Genomic DNA, 26508 nt, shown 5'->3' on the forward strand with positions numbered 1-26508 from the left:
ACCCGGGTGAGGCGGCGGCCGGCCGCTCGGCGGTGGTGGTCTCTTCGGTCACGGCTCTCGGGCTCCGGGGGCCAGTTGCTGCTCGGCGGGGGTGGGGCGGAAGCGTACCGGAGGTGGCTGGTGGCATGGCTCGCTCTTTGTCTGGCCGCGTACGGAGTCAAAGTTCGGTAATGATTTTCATCTCAACGCCGATCGGTCTTGATGTTGAAAATCATTTCCGACTAGCGTTTCTCCTGTCCAGCAGAGCCGGGCCCTTCGCGGGGTCCGCAGGTTGTTGAGGAGTACCCACGCCATGCGCGCCGTCCAGCCCCGCCCCGTCCGCAGACCCTCCGTCCGGCTCGTCCTGAGCGCGGCCGCCGTCGCCGCGCTCGCGGCCACCAGCGCCTGCTCCACCTCCTCGACCGCGAAGACCAGCAGCTCGGACACCTCGGCGGGCGGCGGGAGCAGCAAGGTCATCCAGGTAGTGGCGGCGGAGAACTTCTGGGGCAGCATCGCCACCCAGCTCGGCGGTGACCACGTCAAGGTGACCAGCATCATCACCAACCCGGACACCGACCCGCACTCCTACGAGCCCACCGCTGCCGACGGCCGTACCGTGGCGGGCGCCGACTACGTGGTCACCAACGGGATCGGCTACGACGCCTGGTCGGACAAGCTGCTGGCCGCCAACCCGGCGAGCAGCCGCACCGCGCTCAAGGTTGGCGACCTGCTGGGCAAGAAGGAGGGCGACAATCCGCACCAGTGGTACTCGGCGGAGAGTGTGAACAAGGTGATCGACCAGATCACCGCCGACTACAAGAAGATAGACCCGGCCGACGCGGCCTACTTCGACCAGCAGAAGACGACGTTCACCACGAAGACGCTGGCCCAGTACAACCAGCTGGAAGCCGACATCAAGGCGAAGTACGCGGGCACCCCGATCGGCGCCTCCGAGTCGATCGTCACGCCGCTCTCCGAGAGCCTGGGGCTGAAGATGCTCACCCCGGAGACCTTCCTGGACGCGATGAGCGAGGGCACCGACCCGAGCGCGGCCGACAAGGCGACCATCGACCAGCAGATCAGCGGCAAGCAGATCAAGGTCTACGTCTACAACTCCCAGAACTCCACCCCTGACGTGGCCGCGCAGGTCGACGCGGCCGAGAAGCAGGGCATCCCGGTCGCGACCGTGACCGAGACCCTCGTCCCCGCGAACGCCACCTTCCAGGACTGGCAGACCCAGCAGCTGCAGGGCATCGCGGACGCGCTGAAGGCGGCGACGGGCAAGTGAGCATCCACCCGACCGAGAAGGTCCGATCGGACGCGGGCCACGTGGCCCCGGTCCCCGAGTCGTCACCGGTCGCAGGGCCGGTGCTGTCGCTGCGCGGGGCGGCCGTGCGGGTGGGCGGGCGGACCCTGTGGTCGGGTGTTGATCTGACCGTTGGGGCAGGGGAGTTCACCGCTGTCCTCGGCCCCAACGGGGTCGGTAAGTCGACCCTGGTGAAGGTGCTGCTCGGGGTCCTGCCGGCGGCGGCCGGGGAGGTGCGGGTGCTCGGCGGGGCGCCGGGCGCGCACAACGGGGCCGTGGGGTATCTGCCGCAGCGGCGCAGCTTCGACGCGAGTGTGCGCATCCGCGGGGTCGATGTGGTGCGGCTGGGTCTGGACGGGGATCGGTGGGGGATCCCCGTCCCGGGCCTGGGCCGCGCGAAGCGGCGGGCGGCCCGTGAACGGGTCGCGGAGGTGGTCGAGTTGGTGGGCGCGTCCGGGTACGCGCACCGGCCGATCGGCCAGTGCTCGGGTGGTGAGCAGCAGCGCCTGTTGATCGCCCAAGCGCTGATACGGCGTCCGCAGGTCCTGTTGCTGGACGAGCCCCTGGACAGTCTCGACCTGCCCAACCAGAGCGCGATCACCGCGCTGCTGGGCCGGATCTGTCACCAGGAGGGAGTGTCGGTGGTGATGGTCGCCCACGACGTGAACCCGATACTCCACCACCTCGACCGGGTGGTCTACATCGCCGAGGGCGGCGCCCTTGCCGGGACACCGGCCGAGGTGATCACCTCCGAGACGCTGACCCGCCTGTACCGCACGCCCGTCGAGGTGCTGCGCACCAGCGGCGGTCGGCTGGTCGTGGTCGGCCAGCCCGAGGCTCCCGCGCTGCACAGCGACCGGCACGCCGACCACGGGACGGGAGGCGGCCATGCAGCTGGCCTCTGACGCCGCGTCGCCGGTTTTCTCCTGGAACCTGCTGAACGACTTCCAGGACATGTGGTCCTACCTGTCCATGGTGAACGCCTTCCGGGCCGGGCTGGTCGTGGCGGTGGTCTGCGCGGTCGTGGGCTGGTTCATGGTGCTGCGCCGGCAGACCTTCGCCGGGCACACCCTGTCGGTGGCCGCCTTCCCCGGCGCCTCCCTGGCCACCCTGGCCGGGTTCAGCCTCTCACTGGGGTACTTCGGCTTCTGCGTGGCCGCCGCGCTGGTCATCGCGGGGCTCGGGCGCAAGGGCCGGGAGAGCGGCGCGGAGGAGTCGGCCGTCACGGGGACGGTTCAGGCGTTCGCGCTGGCCTGCGGCTACTTGTTCATCAGCCTGTACAAGGGCCTGCTGGAGGGGCCGACGGCGCTGCTGTTCGGTGACTTCCTGGGCATCACCACCGGCCAGGTGGTGATCCTGGCGATCGTCGGCGCGGCGGTGCTCGCCGTCCTGGCGGTGATCGGACGGCCCCTGCTGTTCGCCTCCGTGGACCCGCAGGTGGCAGCCGGGCGCGGGGTCCCGGTGCGGCTGCTGTCCACGCTGTTCCTGGTGCTGCTGGGGGCGGCGACCGCCGAGGCGAGCCAGATCACCGGCACGCTGCTGGTGTTCGCGCTGATGGTGATACCGGCTGCCACAGCCCAACAGCTCACCGCCCGGCCCGCCCTGAGTCTGGCGCTGTCGGTCCTGCTCGGTCTGGCCGCCTGCTGGGCCGGCCTGATCGCGGCCTACTACCAGCCCTACCCGCTCGGCTTCTTCGTGACCGCCTTCGCCTTCACCGGCTACGTCCTGGCCCACCTGCTGCGCCTGGGACGGGAGTTGCTCGACCGGGCGCGGGTACCTGTTCCGATCGGAGGTGCGGCATGACCGCCGTCCTGTCCCAGCCGTTCTTCCAGCACGCCCTGCTGGCCGGGACGTTCATCGCGCTGGCGTCCGGTCTTGTCGGCTACTTCCTGGTGCTGCGCGCGCAGATCTTCACGGGTGACGCGCTCAGCCACGTCGCCTTCACCGGGGCGATGGCGGCCCTGGCCGGCGGGTACGACCTGCGGCTCGGCCTGTTCGCGGCGACCATCGGCGTCGGCCTGCTGCTCGGTGGACTCGGCTGCCGGGGACGGCCGGACGACGTGGTCATCGGCAGCGTCTTCGCCTGGATCCTCGGGCTCGGCGCATTCTTCCTCACCATCTACACCACCTCCCGCAGCGCCGCCCGGGGCGGCGCGGGCACCAGCGTGCTCTTCGGCTCCATCTTCGGGCTGAGCAGCGGCCAGACCACGCTCGCGGTGCTGATCGCGGCCGGAATCTGCGTCGCGGTGCTGCTGATCGCCCGACCGCTGCTGTTCGCCACCCTGGACGAGGCCGTGGCCGCCGCACGCGGCGTCCCGACCCGGGTGCTCGGCTTCGCCTTCCTGGCCCTGGTCGGCGCCTGCGCCGGAGAGGCGACCCAGGCGGTCGGCTCGCTGCTGCTGCTCGGCCTGCTCGCGGCCCCGGCGGGGGCGGCGATCCGGCTCACCGACCGGCCGTTCCGCGCCCTCGCGCTGTCCGCCGCCCTCGCCGTCGCGGAGATGTGGGGCGGCCTGCTGCTCAGCGCCGAGGCGCCCGAACTGCCCCCGAGCTTCGCCATCATGGCCACCGCGAGCGCCGTCTACGCCGCCACCTTTCTCGTCCGCCCGGGCGCTCACCGGTCTGCTGTGCGCGAGGACATCGCCCTGGTGCCCGTCATCGACATCGATCCTTGCGAGGTCGTGCTCGTCACGCGCGCTGACGACCCCAACCCGCTGCTCGGATCGCTGGAAGACGTCGCACGTACATTGCTCGGCACAGCCTCCCGACAGGAGAACGACGAACTGCCGGTCAACTGAACCCATTGCCTCTGCGAGGTGTTTCAGATGGCTGTCGCCGCGCTGCACAGTCAGCGGGGCTGTCGACCGCTCCCGGTCGGGGTGGGGCCGACTCCACCGATTTCCGACTCGGTCCGTCAGCCGTACATCGCCACGCGGTACGGACGCAAGGGCGCCATCGAGAGGACGGGAATTGCGGCTTACCGGCGGAGTCGAGCGTGTTCCACCTCCGTAGATTCACCGCGACGGACACCTGCCGGTTGCCGTCGGCACGGATCACGGTGAGCGTGCCACCGCCCCAGACGGCGCCACCGTGACCCGGGAAGACGCTCTGGCCAGCGCCCCCTCGGGTGCGGGCCAAAGAGCCGTAGTCGAGGATTTCCCTCCTGGGAGAGGAACGAGACGGTGGGGTGCATCGGCCCGGCGGGAACGCGGTGTGCCAGAGCCTGCCGCGCTCGATGACGTGTCGGGTGACGTACCGGTCGGCCGTCGTGCCGGCCACCTCTGCCAGGAACTGGGCGAGGAGAAGGTGGTTGATGGGCGGGGACGGCCTCCCGCCCACTGATGGTCCAGGCAGGCCAGTCCAATCTCGTTGAACCCGTGGATGCGCGTGACTGTCAGTGACGGTCCGCATTCGTGGAGGCACCGCCGCGTTCCTCGGCCGCGCATTCGGTCGCTGGGCCGTGGCGTAGGGGCTGACAGCACCTCGGCGGCGTCACCGGTGTCAGGCGCGTGGCGGCTCCCTCGGGAACGCTGTCGCGGGAGAGCCGACAGCGATTGACCCTGGAGAGAGGGAGAGCTCGACTATGGAGGGCAGTCCGGTGTCTGCTGTCTTGAACGGGGGAGCATGGCGTCCGCCACCGTTCCTGCCCAGGTGGTCGCGCAGGCTCGCTTTCGCCGGCTACGCATTGGTCACGATGGCTGTGCTGGCCGATGTCGTGACGGGGCCCGATGTCACGTTCTCCCCGATCCTGGCCGCTGTGCCGGTGGTGGCGGGCGCGGGTACTCGCCGGGCCACGGTCCCACTGGCGGCCGGGATGGTCGCCAGTGTCATCGTTGCCGGTCTGGCACTTTACGACAGCGAAGTTCCTCTGGTCGTCCACGTGACCGCTGCGGCCACGGTGATCGTGATCACCTTCTTCAGCTGCGCCAATGTCATCGTGGTGGCGACCCAGGAGCGGGAGCTGGCCAGGGTGCGCACGGTCGCCGAGGCGGCGCAGCGGGCGCTGCTGCGCCTGGTGCCCCGGCGGGTGGGGCCGTTGGTGGTCGCGGTGCGTTATGTGGCGGCGGAGGCGGAGGCGCGGATCGGTGGGGATCTGTACGAGGTGATGCGTACTCCGTACGGGGTGCGGCTGTTGCTGGGTGACGTGTGCGGCAAGGGTCTGGGCGCGGTGGAGACCGCTGCCGACGTGCTCGGGGTGTTCCGTGAGGCTGCCCGGGCCGAGCCGGATCTGGCGGAGGTCGCCAGGCGGCTGGACTCGGCGCTCGCCCGTCGGCCGGCGATCGAGGAGTTCGTCACGGCGGTGCTGGTCGGTGTCCCCGATGGGCCGGGACCGGCGGTCGTGGTCAACTGCGGGCACCCGCCGCCGTTGCTGTGCCACGCCGGTGAGGTCAGCGCGGTGGAGCCGCCCGTTGACGCACCGCCGCTGGCCCTGCTCGATCTGGTCGGCGGGACCTATCACGCCCGGTCGCTCATCTTCGAACGTGGCGACCTCCTGTTGCTCTACACGGATGGCGTGGCCGAGGCCCGGGACGCGGCCGGCCGGTTCTATCCGCTCGCCCAGCGCCTGGCGGCGATGCCGCACGGGGATCCGGACTCCCTGCTGGACGATCTCCTCGTGGACGTGCGGGCCTACGTCGGTTGTGGCCTGACCGACGATGCGGCCCTGCTCGCCGTCCGCCGAGAGCGGTGAACCCGTCCTGGGAAGAGGCCGGAGCAACGGTAGCGGCCACCGGCAGAGTGGCGAAGATGCCCGGAGGAGGGAAGGGGGTGGTGGAATAGCACGATATACAGGTCGGGCCGGGGCGCGCGCAGGAGGCCCGGGACCAGCCAGAGGCTGTAGTCATGCAGCCAGACGGTCGCACCGGGAGCACGCCGCGCACGCGCCTGATGAGCTTCCCCTCTCTCGGACTGGGTGATCCCAGGTCCAAGATTCGCCGGGCGGCCGAGCGCGCCGGCAGAGCGTGCGAGGCGGGGCGCGAAGCACGGAAGTGCTGGCCGGAGACGACACGCTCAAGACGACACGCAGCCTTGAAGATCACACTTCACGGCGCGTGGGTAGGCCAGGTTGATCCGTCCGCAGCGACCAGGGTGGCCAGCGTGGCCGGGATGGGCGGCGACCAGTGACACAGAACCCAGTACAGCAGGGCCTGGGCCACCGTGGAGGCGGCGCCGATCACGACGAACCAGAACACTTCCCTGGTCAGCGCGGTGCGGCCGGGCCGGGTGGAGGCGCTGCGCCGTGGGACGCGCCATGTGCTGAGGCGTCGCACTCCACCATCATGAGGCCACCGTGCGGGGACCCGTCGAGCCGTGCGGAGCGCCGGTTCGACCGTTCGGCTGGCGACGGACACCCGCATGCACGCAAGACGCGGACAGTCGACCCGATCCGTGCCAGTTTGTAGCTGACGACTTGACCAGCACCGCCGACGCGTGGGTTTCGGCCCACTCCGCTGCGAGGCAGCCTGGGCACGAAGGAAGTGGCCGATGGACAGTGGCGGAGGGCCTCCTGGCACCTCAAGTTCCGGCGGCCCGCAACGCCCGAGATCGGACGAGAAGCACGCGCCGCGGCGCCTTGAACGCGTTCGCGCTGCCGCGGCGGCTCGGGCTGCCAAGGCGGCCGCTCGTACCCGGGCCCTCGTGCGGCGGGTCGAGCAGATTCCTCCGCCCCCGGGGCCGTTCCGGCCCGACTTCTGGCGCAGTCCCATCCGCGGGCCCTGGCTGACCTCCGTGTTCGGCCTGGTGCTGCTCGTCGGCATCCCGCTGCTCTTCGTCACCGGCGCACTGTCCTACGCCGCCTACAATCCCGGCCTCGGTGCACTCAACGACCAGACCCCGGACAAGGGCGTACTGGGCTTCTACCTCTTCGACTGGCCCACGCATCCGTACTGGCTGTACCGGCTGACCCAGGGCGTTCACGTGACGCTCGGCGTGGTCCTGGTGCCGGTGGTGCTGGCCAAACTGTGGTCGGTGATCCCGAAGCTCTTCGAGTGGCCGCCCGGCCGCAGCGCCGCCCACGCGCTGGAGCGGCTGTCGCTGCTGGCGCTGGTCGGCGGGGTCGTCTTCGAATTCGTCACCGGGATCCTCAACATCCAGCTCTACTACGTCTTCCCCGGCTCCTTCTACACCCTCCACTTCTACGGTGCCTGGGTGTTCATCGCCGCCTTCGTCGTCCACGTATCCCTCAAACTCGGCCGGATGACCCGCGCCCTGCGCTCCCGCGGCCTGGCCGCCGAACTGCGCACCGACCTCGCCCGTACCCGGACCGAGCCGCCCGACCCCGACGGCCTGGTCCCGACCGCCTCCGCGGCACCGACGATGACCCGCCGCGGAGCGGTGGGCATGGTGGGGGCGGGCTCCCTGCTGCTTCTCGTGGTCACCGCGGGACAGAGCATCGGCGGTCGGCTGCGCGGCACCGCCCTGCTCGCGCCGCACAACCGGGAACCGGGCAGTGGACCGAACGGCTTTCAGATCAACAAGACGGCCGCCGCTGTCGGCATCAACCCGGCGCATGTCGGCCCGGATTGGCGGCTGGAGATCTACGGCCCTGGCCCGACGCTCGTCTTCACCCGCACACAGCTCCTCGCGATGCCCCAGCAAGCCGCCGCCCTGCCGATCGCCTGCGTGGAGGGATGGTCCACCCCCGACCAGCACTGGAGCGGCCTTCGGCTGGCCGACCTGGCCGCCCTGGCGGGCCTGCCGGACGCCGGAAGCGTCCTGGTGGAATCCGTCCAACCACCCGGCCCCTACAGCTCGGTGGTGCTGCGGGGCAACCAGATCCACGACCACCGATCACTGCTCGCCCTGCACGTCAACGGCGCGGACCTCTCACTCGACCACGGATACCCCGCCCGCATCATCGTCCCCGCCAACCCCGGCGTGAACAACACCAAATGGGTGCACCGACTCACCTTCAGGACCTGACCATGGCACGCTTCGTCCGCTGGTACGGCTCCGGGCCCCTGCACCTCCTCGTCCTGATCGCCTCGTTCGCCCTCACCGGCTACGCCCTGGTACGCCTGTTCGCCGAGCGCCCGCTCGGGGTGGCGATCTGGTTCGTCGGCGCGGCCATCGGCCACGACCTGATCCTGCTGCCCCTGTACTCGCTCGCCGACCTGTCGGCCCAGTCCGTGCTGCGCCACCGCCCGGAACGCACTCCTGCGGTGCCGTGGATCAACTATCTGCGCGTGCCCGCCTTCCTGTCCGGGGTCCTGCTGCTCGTGTGGTTTCCCCTGATCCTCAACCTGTCGATCCCCTACCAGGGCGACACGCGGCTGCCGGAGGACGTCTACCTCGGCCGCTGGCTGGCGATCACCGCTGTGCTGTTCGGCGCGGCAGCGATCGCCTTCGCTCTCAAGCTCCGCCGCGTCCGGCGGGCCGCCCGCGCCGACGAGGAACGACCCGCACCAGGTCACGACGCACCGTGACGACCGACGAGGAAGCGCCGTCCCACGCTGGCGCAGACCCCTACGCGCACGTCCTGCGCAGCGGCCACGGACCGGTGTACCTGCGGCTGACGGACGGGCGCCGGATCCGGATGCCGGTGCATCGCTGGTACGCGCAGCCCACCGGGGCCGACGAATCCGTGCTCAACCGCTGCGTCGGCCCCGTTCTCGACGTCGGCTGCGGACCGGGCCGGCTCTGCAGAGCGCTCCTGGGCCACGGAGTCCCCGCGCTCGGCGTCGATGTGGCTCCCCGCGCGGTGGCCCATACCGTTGCTCTCGGCGGGAGAGCACTGTGCCGATCGGTGTTCGACCGGCTACCGGCCGAGGGCGGCTGGCAGACCGTCCTGCTCATCGACGGCAACATCGGTATCGGCGGTGACCCGCATGCCCTGCTGCGCCGATGTGTCCAGCTCGTCAGCCCGACGGGTGTCCTCCTCGTCGAGGTCGGTCCGTACGACGTCGAGGAGCTCTGCACTGCCTGGTTCGAAAACGTCCACGGCCACAGGGGGTCGTTGTTTCCCTGGGCGCGGCTGGGAGCGCAGGCGCTCCGCAGGATCGCCCGGGACTTGGCCCTCGGCGTCACCGACCAGTGGCAGAGCGGCAACCGATGCTTCCTCGCCCTCGGGCACCAGGGCCCATCCTCGGGTTGTCCATGCTGAGGCCGGCTGACGGCGCGGCACAGGATACGACGGGTGGCGCCACCGGGCTGTCCCACCCGGTCAGGGCAACCGCCGGCGGCCGGGACAAGGGCCGTCAACCGGTTGATCGAGGCTGCGTGTGCGTGGGTTTCCCCTCGGCATCGCGGATGGCGCGGGCGGCGTTGATCAGGCCGATGTGGCTGAAGGCTTGCGGGTAGTTACCGAGGGCCTCCCCTGTGGCGGAGTCGGTCTCCTCGGCCAGCAGCCCGACGTCGTTGGCATGCGCGAGGGCGGTCTGGAAGACGTGCCGTGCACGGGTGGTGTCGCCGGTGAGGGCAAGGGCATGGGCGAGCCAGAAGGTGCACAGCAGGAAGGTGCCTTCGTCTTCCGGCAGCTCGTCGCTGAGGTAGCGGCGGACCAGGCCGTCGCGGTCGGTCAGGTGGGTGGCGATGGCCAGCACGGTGGACTGGACGCGGGGGTCGTCAGGCGGCAGGAAGCCGACGATGGGCAGCATCAGCGTCGAGGCGTCGAGTTCCTCACTGCCGAATGCCTGGGTGAACGCGCCCAGGCGGGGACTCCAGCCTCGCTGTTCGATGGCTTGGCGGATCTGGTCGCGCTCGTGCCGCCAGTGGGGTACGCGGGCTTCGGCCTGGAGGGTGGGTGCCATGGCGATGGCACGGTCCAGGGCGACCCAGCACATCAGTTTCGAGTGCAGGAAGTGTCTGCTGGGCCCGCGTCGCTCCCAGATGCCCTGATCCGGTTGGGACCACCGCCGGGCGGCTGTCTCTGCCGCTTGGACCAGGAGGGTGCGGGTGGCTGGGTCCAGACGCTCGCCGGGCGGGAGGGTCTCGTGCGCGGCGTCGAGGAGTTCGCCGTAGACATCGAGCTGACGTTGGCGCCACGCGTCGTTGCCGCTCCGAACGGGGCTGCTGTCGCGCCAGCCGGTCAGGTGGGGCAGGAGCCGCTCGCTCAGATCGCGTTCCCCGCCGATGCCGTACATGATCTGCAGGTCGACGCCGCGGTCGAGCTGATTCACCGCGGCTCGGGCGAGGAAGTCGAAGAACTTCTCCTTCTCCTTGTGGCAGGCGGCCGTGGCCAGCGCCTGAAGGGTGAAGCTCGCGTCGCGGACCCAGGTGTACCGGTAGTCCCAGTTGCGCGTTCCGCCCACTCGCTCGGGCAGGGAGGTGGTGGCCGCCGCGACGATGGCGCCGGTCGGCGCGAAGGTCAGGGCGCGTAGCACGCGTCCGCTGTGGCCCACCTCGGCCTGCCAGGGGCCGACATAGCGGCGGTGGAGCTGCGACCACGAGCGCCAGCCCTTGATGGTGTCGCCAAGGCGGCGTCGGATACGCCCGGCCCGCCAGCACATCGGCTCCCGCTCCCAGGCCGGCCCAACGTGCAGGGCGAATCCCAGGCGCTGCCCTCTTCGCAGCGGGACCAGACCGTGCGCCGTGGAACCGCTCACCCGCAAGTCCACAGGGCTCGACAGGAGCAGAACGTGAGCGCCCCCGTGGGCGGCGAGTCCGCCCCGGACGGGTGCGAGGAACGGGTGGACGAGTCCGAACTCCGGGCGCGGCGCATAGGTCATCTCGATGGTCACCCATCCTTCGGTGCAGGTGATCTGTCGCAGGAGCACTCCCGGGGAGGCGCTGCCGAGTGCGTGGCCGCGTTCGCGCCGTCCCAGGGCGAGGGCGTCGCACAGCACCACCGTGCCGTCGGCCGTGCGGAAGGTCGTCTCCAGGACGAGGGTGTCTTCGAGGTAGCGGCGGCTGATGTCGGCAGGGCCGGTGGGGCGGATGGACCAGTGGCCGGCGCTCTCGTCGAGGAGGCGGGCGAAGATCGCCGGGCTGTCGAATCGGGGAAGGCACAGCCAGTCCACTGAGCCGTCGGAGGTGACCAGGGCGGCCGAACGGCAGTCGGAGAGCAGGGCGTGGTCACCGATCGGTCGCGCGCTCATTCGTCGCATCCCGTCCATCTCGGGCCAGGCGAGGCGGTCCGGCGAGGACGACGTGAGGATCGCTCGCCCGCGCCGCAGGTCGCTTCAGATACCTGAGAAGCATTGACCCCAAAGCCTCCGTGTACGGCGGATTCGCTCAACGTCATACCTTGGCTGTAGGAGGAGCCAAGAGCGGCCGTCCGTGCCCCTGATGGCCGCATGCACGCCGTGGCCGGCCTCGCGGTTTCACGAGCTCGGGAACAGGGGACCGCCCGCCATCAGGCCGCCGTCGACCAGGAGGATGTGCCCGGTGACATAGCTCGCCTTGTCCGACCCCAGGAATTGGACGGCCTGGGCGATCTCCTCCGGGGTGCCCGCCCGGTGCATGGGCAGCACCGAATCGACCGCTTCACGCGCCGTGTCGTCGCCGGTGAACCGCTCGTACATGGCGGTCCGGGTGTAGCCGGGGGCGACCGCGTTGACCCGGATGTCGTGGGCGGCGCCTTCGAGTGCGGCCGCCTTGGTGATGCCGACGACGGCGTGCTTGCTCCCGACGTACAAGGCCGCCCCGGGGTAACCCATGAGGCCGTAGCCGGAGCTGACGTTGACGATGCTGCCTGCGCCCTGTTCCCTCATGACCCGGAACTCGTGCTTCAGGCACAGCAGCGTTCCCTTGACGTTGGTGTCGAAGGTGGCCTGGTAGGCCTCGTCGGTCACCTCCGTGACAGGGCTGGGCGTTCCCTCGGTGCCGGCGTTGTTGACGGCGACGTCGATCCGCCCGAACCGTGCGACCGCGCGGTCGACGAGGTCCTTCACATCGGCGTCGAAACGGACGTCAGCCCGCACGAACCCGACCGGGGCGCCGAGATCGGAAAGTTCCCTGGCAAGCTGCTCACCCACGTCCTCGTGGCGGCCGGAGACCACAAGGTTCGCGCCCTGACGGGCGTAAGCCAAGGCGGTGGCGCGACCGATACCGGTGAGTGCGCCCGTGATGAGGACGACGGGATCAGACACGTCGGGCATCCCTTCCTGTAACCGCACAGGTGAACGACGGGTACGCGGTTGGAACCCGCACAACACCGGTTTCCTCTTCGGGCAGGGGCGTATCCCCCAGTACCCCTGCAAGGAAGGTGTCCCAGCCGGACGACCGGCCGCATCGGACCCGACCGCCGCATCCATCGAACGGCGGCACGTGATGGCCCGTATGGCCCGCGGACGGCGGCCTGGACAGACAATCCGAAGGCGGCCATAGACCCACCGACGGAGAGGAGCTCGAGGGCACTCGTACCGGAGGCCCGGAAGCGGCCGATCAGCAGCCGGGTACGAAGGCCTGAGGTAGCAAGCCGAACCGGCTCACTCACGCTGCCCGCTGGGCGTCGCTACCGGCGGGATCCGCCTGCGTGGCGGTCGCCTTCCAGGGCGGCCGAGGATCGCAACGCCTTGACGTGCTCGGTCATCGAGACCAGCCGGGCGAGTGGCGGTCACCCTCCGGGACGACTGAGGATCGCAACCTGGACCCGACCTGGAACCGATCCGTGCCGATCTGGGTGGCGGTCGCCCACTGGGGCGGCCGAGGATCGCGACCACCACCGCGGGCACGGTGGCGCGCACACCGCGTCGTGGCGGTTGCTCTTCAGGGCGGCCGAGGAGCGCAACACCCTCGCCGAACTCGGCGCCGACGTCGCCGCCGTGTGGCGGCCGCCCTTCCAGGCGGCCGAGGGCCGCAACGGATCCAGCACGGGAATGCGGGCCGTCCGTTCCGATCTCAGGTACCGGCTCGGACTGAACTGACCGGCTCCGGCGCGCGCTCGTCGGGCAGGGGCACCCCGACGTCGAGGCGGCCGATCACCTGGCGGGCCGCTTCGGCGAGTTCGGGCGGGCCTTCGACGGTGAAACGGCAGTTGAAGGTGACGAGGAAGCCGATGAGCGCCGACCAGGACCACGCCCCCATCCGGATCCGGGTGATCCGCTCGTCGATCGCTTCGAAGCTCGCCGCGCCCGGAGCCCACTTCGCCACCAGCGTCGCGGGGCACTCCATCAGGACGGTGCCCCAGCACGGCCAGGTGTCCGCGCTGATACCCCGGCGGTGCTGGCACGAGGTCTTCCCGGTCACCCCCGGCACCCTACTCGCCTGGCACCGCAGGTTCATCGCCGCGAAGTGGGACTACACCACCCACCGACGCACCGGACGCCCGCCCACCCGATCGACTATCAAGACGCTCGTTGTACGGCTTGCCCAGGAGAATCCGCGCTGGGGGCGCTGACGGATCCAGGGGGAGTTGGCTCGGCTCGGGCACCGGATCGCTGCCTCGATGGTGTGGAGATTCTCCACGCGGCCGGCGTCGACCCGGCGCCGCGTCGCTGCGGCCCGACTTGGCGTGAGTTCCTCACCGCCCAGGCCGAGGGCATCATCGGCAGTTCAAGTCGGAGGCCGACTTGAACCGTGCCTGCACGCCACAGCTGCGCGGGGAACTGAAATTGGCATGCCCGTGGCGTGCAGCCGCTGGCGTCGCCGCCCGTTCCGCAACCCGGATGAAGCAGCGTCACGCCCGTCTCTGCCGGCGGTGTGGCCGGAGTCACTCGCCCCACAGAACGCGCTGAGCTGCCGTTATTCGGATAATGGGCACATCCGGCGCGCGTCGTCCGGGCCTGGTCGGCGTCGCTTTCCGGCACCGGCACCGGCACCGGCAGCCGACGCCGAAGGGCGGAGCCACCAGCCGGAGTGGGCTGAGCCCGGCTTCAACCGGTGAGTGCGGGCAGGAAGGGCGCGTGAGTGGCGGGGTCGGGCGGATCGCTGTCCCGTCGTGGTCTGCGTGGCCGGGAGGTGGAGCTCGAACAGCTGCAGGCGCTGATCGCCTCGGTGGCCTGCACCGGAAGCGGGGGATTGGCCCTGATCCGGGGGGAGGCGGGAATCGGCAAGACCACGCTGCTCGCCGAGGCCGTCACCAGGGCCAGGGCAGCGGGATTCTCGGTCGGGCTCGGCAAGGCCGACGAGCTGCATCACATCGTGCCGCTCTCGTCGCTGGCGGCCTGCGTCCTGCACGGCGATCAACCGCTGCTCTCCGGTGATGCCTTCGCCGATCTCGCGCGCAATCACGATCAGCGGATCTGGCTGGTGGAGCGCATAGCGGAGGCGATCGAAGCCAGAGCCGGCAGCGCGCCGGTGTTGATCGCCCTGGACGACGTGCAGTGGGCCGACCCGCTCAGCCGGTTCGCCCTGAAGCAGCTTCCGACCCGCCTGTGGACCTCGCCGGTGCTGTGGATCCTGGCCGGGCGGCCGGAGTCCGCCGGTCCGGCGGCGGAGGTCGTCGCGGCCGCGAAGGGCACGATCCCGACGGTCACCGTGCCCTTGGGGCCGCTGTCCGGCGCCGCCGTCGGCCAACTGGCCGGCGACACCCTGGGCGCAGCCGTCGACGAGCGGGTGCGGGACCTGCTCGACGGCGCCGGCGGGAATCCGTTCCTGGCGGTCGAGATGCTCGCGGGACTGCGGACCGGCGAGGGCTCGGGTGAACCCGTACCCCCAGGGCTCGTGGTGGGTGTGCGCGGCAGACTCGGGTCCCTGCAGCCCGGCACACTGCGCTTGCTTCAGATGGGAGCGGTGCTGGGACGCCGGTTCGGCTTCCATGACGCCACCGCGCTCTGCGGCCAGCCGTCCACCAGCTTGATCACGGCACTTGAGGAGGCGGTGCGCGCCGGACTCCTGGACGACAACGGCGATCATCTGGTCTTCCGGCACGACCTGCTGCGCCAGGCGGTCTACGCCGACATCCCGCCGTCAGCCCGGACGGCACTGCACCGAGCGGCCGCCAACCACCTTGTCTCCGCGGGCCGGCAGCCGATCGACGCGGTGCCGCACATCCTCAGGGGCGCCCGGCCCGGGGACGAGGAAGCCGTTGCGCTGCTGCAGCGAGCCGCTGACGACGTGCTGCCGGTCGCGCCGGGCCTCGCGGCCGACCTGATGGTGCACGCCCTGGAACTGGTGCCGTCAGCACGGCCGTTGGGGTTCGTCGTGGGTGAGCAGGCGATCGTCTGCCTGACCCGGGCCGGCCGGAACCGAGAGGCGCTGTCGACCGGTGACCGGTTGCTGGACCGCCGACCGCCATTGGCGACGTTCGGCCGGTTGCAGGCTGCCCTGGGCGGGACGCTGTGGAACATGGATCTCGCCGGTGAGTTGCGCCGCCGGGCCGAAGCGGCCCTCGCCATCGGGGGCGCAGCCCCGGAGATCGGAGCGAGGCTGGCGGCCCTGCGTGCGCTGGCGCTGTCCCGCGAGGAGGATCTCGTCGTGGCGCGGGAGGCCGGTGAGGCCGCGCTGCGTGCCGCCACCGCGAGCGGTGACCGGGAGGCGCACGTCCTCGCCCTGTGCGGGCTCGGCGAGATCGCGCTCAACGCGGGTGACAACGCCGTCGCGCTGGAGCAGTTCGCCGCGCTCAGTGCCGTCGATTCCGCTTTCCTGCCCGAGGAGATCGTCGCGCACCAGCACGTGGACGACTTCGAGTCCAGCGAACGACTGCTGCTGCGGGCAGCGGATCGTGACGGGTCGTCGCGTCAGGCCATGCTGCTGTGGGGACAGGGACAGCACCATCTGGCGCTCGGCAAGCTCGCCGACGCCGACGCCGACTTCGTGACGATGGAGCGCCTGGAGGACGACGTCCAGGTACCCGTCCAGCAGGTGAACTCCCGTGTGATCCGCTCTCGGATCGCCCTGCTGCGCGGTGATCCGGAAGCGGCGCGGCAGCACCTGGCCGCGGCGCAGGAGAGGCTGGCGGCCAAACCGAACCCGGGCAACACGGCTGCAGTGCGCTTCCTGGAGGCGGTCCACGCCGAGGCCGAGGGGGACGTCGGGCTTGCCCTCGACAGGATTCGGCAGGTGCAGCAGGTGGGTTTCTTCATGCGCTGGCGGCTGTTGCGCAACTGGATCGATTCCGCGATACGCGTGGCCGTGCGTGGCGCGGACCGCGAACTCGCCGAGGACCTGGCCGCGCAGGCCCGGGCCTACGCCGAACGGAACCCGGCCGTGCCCACCGCCACGGGCATCGCGGCGCAGGCCGCCGGGCTCGTGAAGAACGATCTCGCCATGCTGGAGCGCGCCGTCACACTGCTCAGGGCGAGTCCTCGCCCGCTGGTCCGGGCCGCCGCCCAGGCCGATCTCGGACGGGCACTCCTGGCCGCGGGCCGGAAGCCCCAGGCGGTGGCCGCCCTGACGCACGCTCATGGCGCGTTCGCCGCGGCGGGCGCCCACGCGGCAGCGGAACATGTGCGGCGCGAGCTGGCCGGCGCCAGGGCCCGACGCTACCGAGCAGCGACCGTGCAGCGCCCCGTCCAGGGCTGGGAGGCCCTCACGGCCTCGGAGAAGAAGGTCGCGCGCCTCATCGCCGGGGGCTGTACCAACCGGTCGGCGGCCGACCTGCTCGTCGTCTCCCCGCACACGGTCAACACCCACCTGACTTCCGTCTTCCGCAAGCTGTCGATCAACTCCCGGGTCCAGCTCGCCAACCTGGTCATGGCCCTGCCCGACGACTGAGCGGACCTGTCGGTACGTCCGGCGCCCCCGGACGTCCGGCCTCTACCCGCAGGCCTACGCTGATCGGGTCGCCCCGGGGGATCTTGGATCCCCGCTTCACCTCCACCGACACTTCCACCGACACTCCCGCCACCACGACACTCGGAAAGGGCGCCACCATGACCTCACCAGCCAGACCACCGACGCGGCGGATCGCCGCCCGCTGGGGGACCGGAATCGTCGCCCTGGGCCTGGCTGTCACCGGGTGCGGTGGCCCAACCGGTGGCCCAACCGGTGGCGCGGCCGGCGCCGGGTCCGCGAACGGCAGGGTCACCTCCATCACCGCACTCGACTACTACACCGACGGACCCGAGCACACCCAGTGGGGCGAGTTGCTCACCACCTGCGGCAAGAGCGTCGGCGTCACGGTCGAGCAGACCAGCGTTCCCGGGCCGTCGCTCCTCCCGAAGGTCCTTCAGCAGGCGTCGTCGCGGACCCTGCCCGATCTGTTGATGCTGGACAACCCCGACCTGCAGCAGATCGCCCAGACCGGCGCGTTGACCCCGCTGGAGCAGTACGGCATCGACTCCAGCGGCTTCGCCCAGGGCATCCTGTCGGCGAGCACCTATGAGGGGAAGCTGTACGGACTGGCCCCCAACGTCAACACGATCGCCCTCTTCTACAACAAGGACATGCTCTCCGAGGCCGGTGTCGCCGTCCCGAGGACCTGGGACGAGCTGAAGGCGGCGGCGGTCGGGCTGACCCGCCCGGGGCGCTACGGCATGGCGGTCGACGCGAACGCCACCTTCGAGGGCGCCTGGCAGTTCCTGCCGTTCCTGTGGTCCGCCGGCGGGGACGAGAAGCAGCTGGCCACCCCGCAGGCCGCGCAGGCACTCCGGCTCTGGGTCGACCTGGTGAGGAGCGGATCCATGTCGAGGTCGGTGCTGAACTGGAATCAGTCCGACCTCAGGGATCAGTTCGTCGCCGGCCGGACCGCCATGATGATCAACGGTCCCTGGCAGATCTCCGCCCTGAACGCGGCGACGGGCCTGCACTGGGGCGTGGCCACCATCCCGGTCCCGCAGGCGGGGCAGACCGCTGTGACACCGCTCGGCGGTGAGGTGTGGACGGTCCCGCAGAACGCCTCCAGAGCCCGGCAGCAGAAGGCGGCCCAGGTCCTCGCCTGCCTGAACGACTCCACGAACATGCTCGCCCTGGCCAAAGAGCGTTACACCGTTCCCTCCCGCTCCGCGGTGGCCTCCCAGTACGCCGAGCAGGTCCCGTCGATGGCCGCCTTCGTGGCGAGCGTCGAAGCGGCCCGAGCCCGGACCGGCGAACTCGGCGTCAAGTGGCCCAAAGCGGCGACCGGGATATACACCGCGATCCAGTCCGCGCTGACGGGCGAGCAGACGCCGGAGGAAGCACTCAAGCATGCGCAGCAGACCGCGACCAGCCCCTGACGTGACACGGCCCGACAGCGCTCGACGGGGCGTCGCCCGGGCACGCTGCCGGGAGCGGCTCGCCCAGTGGATGTTCATCGTGCCCGCGGCGGCATACCTGCTGCTGTTCTTCGGCTACCCGATCGTCAAGAACATCGTGATGAGCTTCCAGCAGTACTCGATCACGACGTTCTACACCGGTGCCGCACCGTTCGTGGGGCTGCGGAACTACTCGGAGATCCTCTCGTCGGACCTGTTCTCCGAGGCCCTGCTGACCACGGTCCTGTTCACCGCCGGTTCGATATTCGGGCAGTTCGTGCTCGGCCTGGCCTTCGCCCTGTTCTTCCAGCGCAGCTTTCCGCTCGGCCGCGTTCTGCGGTCGCTCCTGCTGCTGCCCTGGCTGCTGCCGCTGGTCGCCTCCGGAACGACGTGGCGCTGGATGCTCGACGCCGACTCAGGGGTCGTCAACGGCGCGCTGCGCGGCCTCCGCCTCCTGCCGTCCGGCGTCCCGTGGCTCACCGGCACCTCGCAGGCACTCGTGTCGGTGACCCTCATCAACGTCTGGGTCGGAATCCCGTTCAACACCACGATCCTGTACGGCGGTCTGCAGGACGTCCCGACGCATCTGTACGAGGCGGCGAAGCTGGACGGCGCAGGCCCGGTGACGACGTTCCGCCATGTCACCTGGCCACTGCTGCGACCCGTGGTAAGCGTGGTGCTGGTGCTGGACGTGGTCTACACGGTCAAGGTGCTGGACATCATCCTCACGGTGACAGGCGGAGGACCGGCCAACGCCACGGAGACCATCGCCACCCTGTCCTACGAACTGTCCTTTCGGCAGTTCGAATTCGGGCGCGGTGCCGCGATGAGCACCGTACTCGTCGTCGTCTCGCTCGTCTTCGCCCTCGTCTACCTGCGCGCCAACCGTCGCGCCCAGAGCGGCTGAGAGGCGATCCCGTGAAGCGCGCGCCCAACCGCGGCTGGCCATCCACGATCGTCGGGATCATCCTGCTCGCGCTGATGCTCCTTCCGGTCTACTGGATGGTGAACGCCTCCCTCCAGCCGACGGGCAACACACTGGGGGGAGGCCGGTTCCCCGCCCATCCGGACTTCAGCGGTTACGCCACCGCACTGCGCGATCAGGGGCGCAACTTCGTCACCAGCCTCGTCGTCGCCCTCGGGAGCGTCACGCTCAGCCTCGGGCTCGCCGCCCCAGCGGCCTACGCGCTGGCCCGGTTCCCCATCCGAGGAACCAGGCTCGTGCTTCTCGGCATCCTGATGACCCAGATGGTGCCGTGCATCGTCGTCGCCAACGCGCTCTACAGCGCCTACGACGACCTGGGACTCCTGAACTCCTACCTCGGGCTGATCCTCGCCGACTCCACCGCAGGTGTGCCCTTCGCGATCATCATCATGCGTTCGTTCATGCAGAGCATTCCCCGGGAGATCATCGAGGCCGCGCGAGTGGACGGCGCCGGGAGACTGCGCGTCTTCCGAGCCGTGGTGCTCCCGATGAGCGCGAACGCATTGATCACGGCCGCCCTCTTCACCTTCCTCTTCGCCTGGAGCGACCTCCTGTTCGCCCTCACACTGACCACCACGGAGACCGTACGGCCGGTCACCGTGGGCATCTTTCAGTACATCGGCGCTCAGACCGACCAGTGGAACGCCGTCATGGCCACCGCCGTTCTGGCATCCGCCCCGGCGGCCGTGCTGCTCGTCGTGGCTCAGCGCTATGTCGCCGCCGGCGCCACCAGCGGGTCCCTCAAGTGAGGGCCGCACCTCTGATCTAGCGGATTCACGCGATGTGCCGACTCAGCCCCGCTGGCACGGTGTTCCGAAGACACACCTGCTCAGGGGGAGTTCCCATGACTGCCGTACTGACCACAGACTGTGCGCCGGACGACGACAAGCTCGACTACTGGAACAAGGCCCTCACCCGCACGCTCGTCCCGCAGGCGGTCACCCCCCGCGTCAGGGCGCCGTTCTCGGGCCGGATCACCTCGCACCGTCTGGGCTACCTCCAGGTCTCCACCATCGAGGCGGACCCGCAGCGCATGAGCCGCACACACCGGCACATCGCCCAGTCCGACGGGGCGTTCGTGTCCGTTGGACTGCAGAGCTCCGGGCGCGGCGCGCTGGCCCAGGACGGGCGCACCGCCCAGCTGGCACCGGGAGGGCTCGTGGTCTACGACACTGCCCGTCCCTATACCCTCGACCAGCCCGAGGCCTTCCGCCTGCACGTCTTCCAGCTGCCCCGCCGTGTCCTGGCCATGCCCGAGGCGGATATCCACCGCGTCAGCGCGACGGCACTTCCCCTGGACGCGGGCGTGGCGGGCGTGCTCACGCCCTTCCTGACCGCGCTGGCCACCACCGCTGGGCAGTGCGGCCCCCGCGTGGGCGAACAGCTGGCGGGCACCGTCGGTGGCCTGGTGGCTGCCCTGATCAGCGAGCAGGCCGCAGGGAGCGAGCCGGCGGACCGGGGGAGTGCCGGTTGCGGCATGGCACTGCGCGTGCGCGGCTACGTCAACGATCACCTGTCGGATCGCGACCTCTCCCCCCGGACGATCGCCGCGTACCACCACATCTCCGTCCGCTACCTGCACAGGCTCTTCGAGGGTGAGGGGACCACGATCAGCCGGTGGATCCAGCAGCGCCGGCTGGAGGAGTGCAGCCGCGAGCTCGCGCGCCGCGGGCGGGTCAGCCCGACCGTGTCCGCGGTCGCTCAACGCTGGGGCTTCGTCAACGTCGGCCACTTCAGCCGCGCCTTCCGCGCGGCGTACGGCATGTCGCCACGGGAATGGCGTAGTGCGACACTCACCGGGCTCACGTAGTCCCTCACCTCACGTGGCTGTGCAGGGCGATGTGGACGGTGTCCACGGCCTGGATGAACGCGGCCCGGGCGGTGCCGGTGTGACAGGCGGCGTCGAGGAGGAGGAAGCCGTGCACGACGCCCTGGTAGCGGGTGGCCACCACCGGGACACCGGCCGTGCGGAGCCTGGCCGCGTACGCTTCGCCCTCGTCCCGTAGGACGTCGGCCTCGGCGGTGAGCACCAGCGCCGGTGGGAGCCCGGCGAGTTGTTCCAGGGTGGCACGCAGGGGCGCCGCGGTGGCCTCCCGTCGGCGGGGCAGGTCGGGCAGGTAGGCATCCCAGAACCGGCGCATGTCGTCGCGGCGCAGCAGGTACCCGTCGGCGAACTGGCGGTAGGAAGGGGTGTCGAAGTCGGCGTCGGTCACCGGACACACCAGCACCTGGTGCACCAGCCGCACGCCGCCCCGCTGCCGGGCGAGCACGGTCAGCGCCGCGACGAGGTTGGCGCCCGCCGAGTCGCCCACGGCGGCGATCCGGCGCCCGTCGAGCCCGATCTCGCGGCCGTGGGCGTGGATCCACTCGGCGACGGCGTAGCACTGCTCGACGGCCACCGGGTAGCGGGTCAGGGGTGCCCGGGCGTAGTCGACGAACACCACGGCGGCGTCGGCCCCCACGGCGAACTCGCGCAGCAGGCGGCCGTAGCCGGCGGCGTCCCCCAGTGCCCAGCCGACGCCGTGCAGGAACAGCACCACCGGGGTCGGTTCGGCTGCGCCCACCGGCCTGACCACCTGGACCCGTACGGGCCCGGTCGGTCCGCCGGGCAGCACGAACCATTCGGCGGTCGTGTCCGGCGGGTCGTCCGGGCCGTCATCCAGGGGAAGGGCGGCGGGGTCCGGGATCTCCTCGCAGAGCCCGCCCGTTTCGGCTGCCGCGGCGGGCCGGTGGGCGCGGGCATCCAGTAGATCCTGGAGCGCGCTCTCGAGCACCGGGGGCCGCGGGTGGGAAGGGGCGGTATCGGACACTCAGGTCTCCTGGCGTAGCGGCCGGTCGGGTCGGACGGCACGGAGGGGTGATCGTCCGCCGTGTGGGGCCGAGCACTCCGCACGCTAGTCACCGATCGCTCGGCCGTGCTGCCGAGGGGGCATCGGCACTTGCTCCACCGCGCACTGTTGTCGTTCTGCAGGTACCGCACGGCTCGGCGCGCTGTCGGTCGCTTCGGCGGTACGGGACGCGCGCCACTCGCGCGGGGACACCCCGTAGGCGGCGCGGAAGGCCCGGCTGAAGTGCGCCGGGTTGACGAACCCCCACCGCTGGGCGACCGCCGAGACCGTCGGTGCGGTACGGCCGCGCCGGGCCAACTCCTGGGCGCACGCCTCCAGTCGGCACTGCTGGACGAGCCGGCCCACCGTGACCCCTTCGCCTTCGAAGAGCCGGTGCAGGTAGCGCACCGAGATGTGGTGCGCCTGGGCGATGGTCTCCGGCGACAGCTCCGGATCGCCCAGGTGGCGGTTGATGTGCTCCCGTACCCGCTGGACGAGATGGCCGCCCGACGTGCGGGAGTCGGTGGCCGTCGACTCGGTGAGCTGGCCGACGAGCATGATGAGCAGATCGGCGACACTGCCGGCCAACCGGTCGCCCACGGAGGCGGGGTAGGAGTGCGCGGAGGCCGCCAGTGTGTCGAGGAAGGGGAGCAGGACGGCCCCGAACCCCTCGGTGGAGGTGATGGCCGTCCCCGCCGCCTGCCGGATGTCGCACTCCGGCACCCCCAGCAGCCTGCGCGGCACCTGGAAGACGTGGGAGCGGAAGTGCTCCGGGTAGTCGAAGGAGTACGGCCGCGCGGTGTCGTACAGCACGAGGCCGCCCTCCGCCACCTCCGCCCGGCGCCCGTCCTGCCGCAACACGGCGCGGCCGGACGCCTGTACACCCACCCCCACCTGCGGCTCCGCCTGCGGGGACCGGGCGATCAGGCCGGCCGTGCGCGACACCCGCGTCGCGTCCGCCTCCATCGTGGACACCCGCAGGTATCCGAGCCGGTGCGACACCAGGCGGCCCTCGAACGGCCGGTCGGCCAGTGGCACCACCTCCACCGGCACCAGCGTCCGCGACACCGCCTCTCCCCAGAACGACGCCTTCTTCTCCTCCGGGACGGAAGCGGTCGTCACCAGCAAGCTCACCTGACTGCCCCTTTCGGCCGATGCCCTGCGCAGTCAGCCTGGTCCGCGGGTCGGCAGCCGCTCTAGGTCATTTGACTGCCGGTCTGCGGAGCGGGGACAGTCGTGCGCTCTCGGAACAGACGGAGTGCACGGGCAGTACAGGAAGCGGCGGAACCTCCGGGTCTCAGTGAGAGTCGAGGGCGTGAGCGAGTGCGGCCCGCGAGGTGATGCCGAGCTTGGGAAAGATCTTGTAGAGGTGCGCCGCGACGGTCCGGGGCGACAGGCGGAGTGCCTGGCCGATCTCCTTGTTGCTCAGGCCGGTCGCGGCGAGCCGGGCGATGCGCAGCTCCTGGCCGGTCAGCTCTGCGGCCGAGGCGGCCGAGGCGACCGAGGCGGCCGAGGCGACCGAGGTTCTCGGCGCCGGTGCCACCAGGTCACCCGCGGCCTGCAGTTCCTCCTCGCAGCGCCGCGCCCAGGGGTCGGCCTGGAGGCTGCGGAAGACGTGGTGTGCCGCACGCAGGAGGTCCCGGGCCTCGGCGCGCCGGCAGCGGCGGAGCCACGAGCCGTGGGCCAGCCGCAGGCGGGCGAGCTCGAAGACCCACTGCTCGGCCCCCGGCACGGTGTACGCCGCGCGGTAGGCGGCGTCGGCCTCGTCGTCGTCCGCGGCCAGCGCGGCGGCTGCGGCCAGCAGGAAGGCGTGCCGACCGGACAGCTGCGCGGACCGCTCGGCCTGCGCGGCGGCGAGGTGCGCACGTGCCTCGCGGCGTCGACCCGTGTGCACGGCGGAGTCCACGAGGTCGAAGACCAGGGTGTGGAACCAGGGCAGGCACCCGGGCGGCCGTCCGGGCGCGGTGAGCTCGGCGAAGTGCGCGTACGCCTGCTCATGGCGTCCGTGGGCCAGGGCGGCCAGGCCCCGCAGATGGGCCAGCCGGTCCAGCACGAACCGCAGGCCGGCGCGCGCGGCGGCCGGTTTGATGAGCTGCTCGATCTCCTGGAACCCCGCCTCGTCGCCCCGGCCGGCGAGGAAGTGGGCGTGGTAGTGGCGGAACATCAGCGCGTTGCAGTGGTAGCCGAGTTCCTCGGCCGCCTCGGCCTCGCGCAGGCAGACGGGTGCCAGATCCCAACGGCCGCGCAGGAAGTCCTGGTAGCACTTGGCCTTCGCCACCGAGCCCTGGGTGGCGTAGCCGTGCAGCCCGGTGAAGCGCCGCCACAGGTCGCCGTCGGTACTGTCGACCGCTGAGGCGGTCCACAGCAGGAGCCAGGCTGCTCCCGCCTCCTGCTCCTCGTTCATCCGGTCGACCACGGTGCGCAGTTCCTCGGCCAGGCCCGGGGACGGATCGGTCCAGGCCCGGTGGCAGAGACGGCCCGGTTCGGAGACGTTCTCCCGGTGCCGGGCCAGCGCGTCCCAGGCTCGGGGATCGTCGGTGTAGGTGGCGGCGAGCAGCAGCTTGAAGTAGACCTGCTCGGCCAGTCCGCCGAAGGGCTCGGCGTCGGGTGCCGTCAGGGCGTCGAGGGCCGCGGGCAACAGAACGGAGGAGGACTCGAAGTCGATCCGGTGACTCTGGTCGACGTACACCACCGCGTACGCGAACAGCGGGGCGATGTCCAGCGGCACCGGGGCGCGCTTCAACTCCTCCACCAGGGCGGCAGTGTGGCGCAGTTGCCCGCCGCGGGCCGCCATCACGGCCGCCCAGGTGAGCCGGCGGGCCCGCTCGGCGGGGTCGGCGCTGAGCACGGCGGCCCGGTCGAGCAGCAGCGCCCCTTCCGCGTCGCCGCCGCGCCGGGCGAGCCGGCTGCCGGCCTCCTGCAGGCGGCCGGCGAGGGCGTCGTCCGGGAGCAGTGCCGCCGATGCCTCGTGGACCAGACGCCGGGGGTCGTCCGGTGCGAGGAACCCGGCGAGGATGCGGTGGGCCTCGCGTCGAGCGGACTCCGATGCGGTCGAGATCACGGCCGTTCGGACCAGCGGGTGGTGGAAGACCAGCCGTCCGGCCGGCTCGAGCCGGGCGAGGCCGCTGGCCTCGATCCGTTCCAGGGCCCCCTCCGTGTCACCGCCCGCCGCGTCGTACAGCCACGCCGCGCCTCCACCGTCCGTGCCCGTGGCGAGCGCCGCCAGCAGGAGAACGCGGTCGGCCGCAGGAGTCAGCGATGCCAGCCGCTCGGCGAACATGCGCTCCAACCGCCGCCCCAGGGGCAGGCGATCAGGCAGCGGGGCGACACCCCGCTGCTGCTCGCCGCGCAGTTGCCGTGGCAGCTCGACGAGCGCCAGCGGGTTGCCCGCCGCCTCATCGAGGAGCCGGTCGGTTGCCGTGGCGGCCAGCTCCGGGTAGCGCCGCCGCAGCAGCGAGGCCGCGTCCGGGCGGGACAGCGCCCCTACCTCGACGGGCTCCGTCGGCCAGGCCTCGGCCGCGGCACCGTCCGGGCGGCTCGCGCCGACGATCACCAGCGGCAGCTCCGCGCAGCGCCGCCGGAGGAAGGCGAACACGGTGGCGCTCGACGAGTCGATCCAGTGCAGGTCGTCGAGGACGAGCAGCAGCGGGCTGCTTCGCGCTGCCTCGTCGAGCAGTGCCAGCGCGGCCGCCCCGACGGCGAAGCCGCTCGGCGGGGTTCCCGCGCGGCCGCCGAAGGCGCTCTCCAGCGCGTCCCGCTGGTGGGACGACAGAGCATGGGAGCGCTGCAGCAGCGGCCAGGTGGCCTGGTGCAGGGCGCCGAAGGCGAACTCCGTCTCCGCTTCGACGCCGGCCACCCGCAGTACGGCGAAGCCGAGCTCGTGCGCCCGGTGTCCGGTCCACTCCAGCAGCGCGGTCTTGCCGATACCGGCCTCGCCGCGCAGCAGGACGGCCGAGCCGCCACCGTCCACGGCCCGCTCCAGAGCCGCCTCCAGCAGGTCCGTCTCCTGCTGCCGCCCGACCAGAGCCGGGCCGTGCGTGTCCCGTCGCATCCTCGTCCCCCGGGTAAGTCAACCTCCCGGAGGCGGTCCGCACTCGCTCTCCGGACGCTGTCACACGGTGCTCGTCGGAGCTCGTTCGTCCAGCAAACGCCCGGCAGCGGGCGCCCTGAAGGTTATCTCCCCGCAGAGTCCGCTGCCACCGCGCCGACTGACGGGCCACCGCGCCGACTGACAGGCCACCGAGCCGACCGACTGACGGGCCGCAACAGCTGGACGGAAGCCGGGCTGTAGTCGGACCGCGGAGCCCTGGTGGCGCCCTGACGGGGAAGCAGCCGCCTGCCGCGCAGTGCACAGAGCCTGTCCCAGGGCGCACGGGCCGGGACGTCGCGGGTTGCCTGCCACGGGCGACGCCTACGCTGCAT

At 71.1% G+C, this 26508-nt stretch carries 22 protein-coding genes and 1 pseudogene; 15 read left to right on the plus strand and 8 right to left on the minus strand.

Features of this window, described 5'->3' with window-relative positions:
* Nucleotides 1-292 precede the first annotated feature (292 nt).
* The 5 genes from P3T27_RS25320 (at nucleotide 293) to P3T27_RS25340 (ending at nucleotide 5972) form a co-directional block, all read left to right on the plus strand.
* Entirely contained in the window at nucleotides 293-1267 is a 975-nt protein-coding gene (locus tag P3T27_RS25320; protein ID WP_280682321.1) for a zinc ABC transporter substrate-binding protein, read from the plus strand.
* Nucleotides 1264-2190, plus strand: coding sequence for a metal ABC transporter ATP-binding protein (locus tag P3T27_RS25325; protein ID WP_280682326.1), 927 nt, complete (start codon nucleotides 1264-1266; stop codon nucleotides 2188-2190). The genes P3T27_RS25320 and P3T27_RS25325 overlap by 4 nt, the downstream gene beginning before the upstream one ends.
* Entirely contained in the window at nucleotides 2174-3088 is a 915-nt protein-coding gene (locus P3T27_RS25330) for a metal ABC transporter permease (RefSeq protein ID WP_280682328.1), read from the plus strand. Before P3T27_RS25325 ends, P3T27_RS25330 begins: the two co-directional genes overlap by 17 nt.
* Nucleotides 3085-4080, plus strand: coding sequence for a metal ABC transporter permease (locus tag P3T27_RS25335; RefSeq protein ID WP_280682331.1), 996 nt, complete (start codon nucleotides 3085-3087; stop codon nucleotides 4078-4080). Before P3T27_RS25330 ends, P3T27_RS25335 begins: the two co-directional genes overlap by 4 nt.
* A gap of 896 nt (nucleotides 4081-4976) precedes the next feature.
* Complete coding sequence (locus P3T27_RS25340; RefSeq protein WP_280682333.1) at nucleotides 4977-5972, plus strand: PP2C family protein-serine/threonine phosphatase; 996 nt, start codon at nucleotides 4977-4979, stop codon at nucleotides 5970-5972.
* On the opposite strand, the gene P3T27_RS25345 is transcribed toward P3T27_RS25340, so the two are convergent.
* Together P3T27_RS25345 and P3T27_RS25350 are read right to left on the minus strand one after the other, a co-directional pair.
* Nucleotides 5912-6199, minus strand: a complete 288-nt coding sequence (locus P3T27_RS25345) for a trehalose-6-phosphate synthase (RefSeq protein WP_348534133.1) — start codon at nucleotides 6197-6199, stop codon at nucleotides 5912-5914. The genes P3T27_RS25340 and P3T27_RS25345 overlap by 61 nt on opposite strands.
* A gap of 125 nt (nucleotides 6200-6324) precedes the next feature.
* A complete protein-coding gene (locus tag P3T27_RS25350; protein WP_280682334.1) occupies nucleotides 6325-6552 on the minus strand; it encodes a hypothetical protein in 228 nt (75 codons plus the stop codon).
* A gap of 367 nt (nucleotides 6553-6919) precedes the next feature.
* On the opposite strand from P3T27_RS25350, the gene P3T27_RS25355 reads away from it, so the two are divergent.
* The 3 genes from P3T27_RS25355 to P3T27_RS25365 are packed head-to-tail and all read left to right on the plus strand — an operon-like array spanning nucleotide 6920 to nucleotide 9383.
* The gene (locus P3T27_RS25355) at nucleotides 6920-8203 is read left to right on the plus strand and encodes a molybdopterin-dependent oxidoreductase (protein ID WP_280682336.1); all 1284 of its coding nucleotides are present in this window, start codon (nucleotides 6920-6922) and stop codon (nucleotides 8201-8203) included.
* 2 nt (nucleotides 8204-8205) lie between these two features.
* Nucleotides 8206-8706 (plus strand): hypothetical protein, encoded by a 501-nt coding sequence (locus tag P3T27_RS25360; protein WP_280682338.1) that lies wholly within the window; start codon nucleotides 8206-8208, stop codon nucleotides 8704-8706.
* On the plus strand, nucleotides 8703-9383 hold the full coding sequence (locus P3T27_RS25365; protein WP_280682340.1) for a methyltransferase domain-containing protein: 681 nt from the start codon (nucleotides 8703-8705) through the stop codon (nucleotides 9381-9383). The genes P3T27_RS25360 and P3T27_RS25365 overlap by 4 nt, the downstream gene beginning before the upstream one ends.
* Before the next feature lie 94 nt (nucleotides 9384-9477).
* Here the strand turns inward: P3T27_RS25365 and P3T27_RS25370 are convergent, their stop codons facing one another.
* On the minus strand, nucleotides 9478-11316 hold the full coding sequence (locus P3T27_RS25370; protein ID WP_280682342.1) for a glycoside hydrolase family 15 protein: 1839 nt from the start codon (nucleotides 11314-11316) through the stop codon (nucleotides 9478-9480).
* Between the two features lie 225 nt (nucleotides 11317-11541).
* The gene (locus P3T27_RS25375; protein WP_280682344.1) at nucleotides 11542-12372 is read right to left on the minus strand and encodes a glucose 1-dehydrogenase; all 831 of its coding nucleotides are present in this window, start codon (nucleotides 12370-12372) and stop codon (nucleotides 11542-11544) included.
* 549 nt (nucleotides 12373-12921) lie between these two features.
* Here P3T27_RS25375 and P3T27_RS25380 point away from each other — a divergent pair.
* Nucleotides 12922-13086, plus strand: a complete 165-nt coding sequence (locus P3T27_RS25380; protein ID WP_280682346.1) for a hypothetical protein — start codon at nucleotides 12922-12924, stop codon at nucleotides 13084-13086.
* Here the strand turns inward: P3T27_RS25380 and P3T27_RS25385 are convergent.
* Nucleotides 13061-13408 (minus strand): hypothetical protein, encoded by a 348-nt coding sequence (locus P3T27_RS25385; protein WP_280682485.1) that lies wholly within the window; start codon nucleotides 13406-13408, stop codon nucleotides 13061-13063. The two genes, P3T27_RS25380 and P3T27_RS25385, sit on opposite strands and share 26 nt — an antisense overlap.
* On the opposite strand from P3T27_RS25385, the pseudogene P3T27_RS25390 reads away from it, so the two are divergent.
* The 6 genes and pseudogenes from P3T27_RS25390 to P3T27_RS25415 all read left to right on the plus strand — a co-directional run.
* Nucleotides 13332-13708, plus strand: a pseudogene (locus P3T27_RS25390) (integrase); the annotation flags it as partial. The gene P3T27_RS25385 and the pseudogene P3T27_RS25390 overlap by 77 nt on opposite strands.
* Nucleotides 13709-14068: 360 nt before the next feature.
* Nucleotides 14069-16816 carry a LuxR family transcriptional regulator gene (locus P3T27_RS25395; RefSeq protein ID WP_280682348.1) on the plus strand — a complete coding sequence of 916 codons (2748 nt, stop codon included), beginning with the start codon at nucleotides 14069-14071 and terminating at the stop codon, nucleotides 16814-16816.
* 158 nt (nucleotides 16817-16974) lie between these two features.
* Nucleotides 16975-18255 carry a sugar ABC transporter substrate-binding protein gene (locus P3T27_RS25400; protein ID WP_280682350.1) on the plus strand — a complete coding sequence of 427 codons (1281 nt, stop codon included), beginning with the start codon at nucleotides 16975-16977 and terminating at the stop codon, nucleotides 18253-18255.
* A gap of 70 nt (nucleotides 18256-18325) precedes the next feature.
* Nucleotides 18326-19180: a sugar ABC transporter permease gene (locus P3T27_RS25405; RefSeq protein ID WP_280682473.1), complete on the plus strand. Its 855-nt coding sequence runs from the start codon at nucleotides 18326-18328 to the stop codon at nucleotides 19178-19180.
* Between the two features lie 11 nt (nucleotides 19181-19191).
* Nucleotides 19192-20007 (plus strand): carbohydrate ABC transporter permease, encoded by an 816-nt coding sequence (locus P3T27_RS25410; RefSeq protein WP_280682352.1) that lies wholly within the window; start codon nucleotides 19192-19194, stop codon nucleotides 20005-20007.
* Between the two features lie 95 nt (nucleotides 20008-20102).
* Nucleotides 20103-21068: a helix-turn-helix domain-containing protein gene (locus P3T27_RS25415; protein WP_280682354.1), complete on the plus strand. Its 966-nt coding sequence runs from the start codon at nucleotides 20103-20105 to the stop codon at nucleotides 21066-21068.
* A gap of 4 nt (nucleotides 21069-21072) precedes the next feature.
* Here P3T27_RS25415 and P3T27_RS25420 read toward each other — a convergent pair whose 3' ends face one another.
* The 3 genes from P3T27_RS25420 to P3T27_RS25430 form a co-directional block, all read right to left on the minus strand.
* A complete protein-coding gene (locus P3T27_RS25420) occupies nucleotides 21073-22068 on the minus strand; it encodes an alpha/beta hydrolase (RefSeq protein WP_280682356.1) in 996 nt (331 codons plus the stop codon).
* An 84-nt stretch (nucleotides 22069-22152) separates the two neighbouring features.
* Nucleotides 22153-23208 (minus strand): helix-turn-helix domain-containing protein, encoded by a 1056-nt coding sequence (locus P3T27_RS25425; RefSeq protein WP_280682358.1) that lies wholly within the window; start codon nucleotides 23206-23208, stop codon nucleotides 22153-22155.
* A gap of 175 nt (nucleotides 23209-23383) precedes the next feature.
* Nucleotides 23384-26137 carry a LuxR family transcriptional regulator gene (locus tag P3T27_RS25430; RefSeq protein WP_280682360.1) on the minus strand — a complete coding sequence of 918 codons (2754 nt, stop codon included), beginning with the start codon at nucleotides 26135-26137 and terminating at the stop codon, nucleotides 23384-23386.
* Between the last annotated feature and the right edge of the window lie 371 nt (nucleotides 26138-26508).

It is taken from the genome of Kitasatospora sp. MAA19, from assembly GCF_029894125.1.
Classification (GTDB): Bacteria; Actinomycetota; Actinomycetes; order Streptomycetales; family Streptomycetaceae; genus Kitasatospora.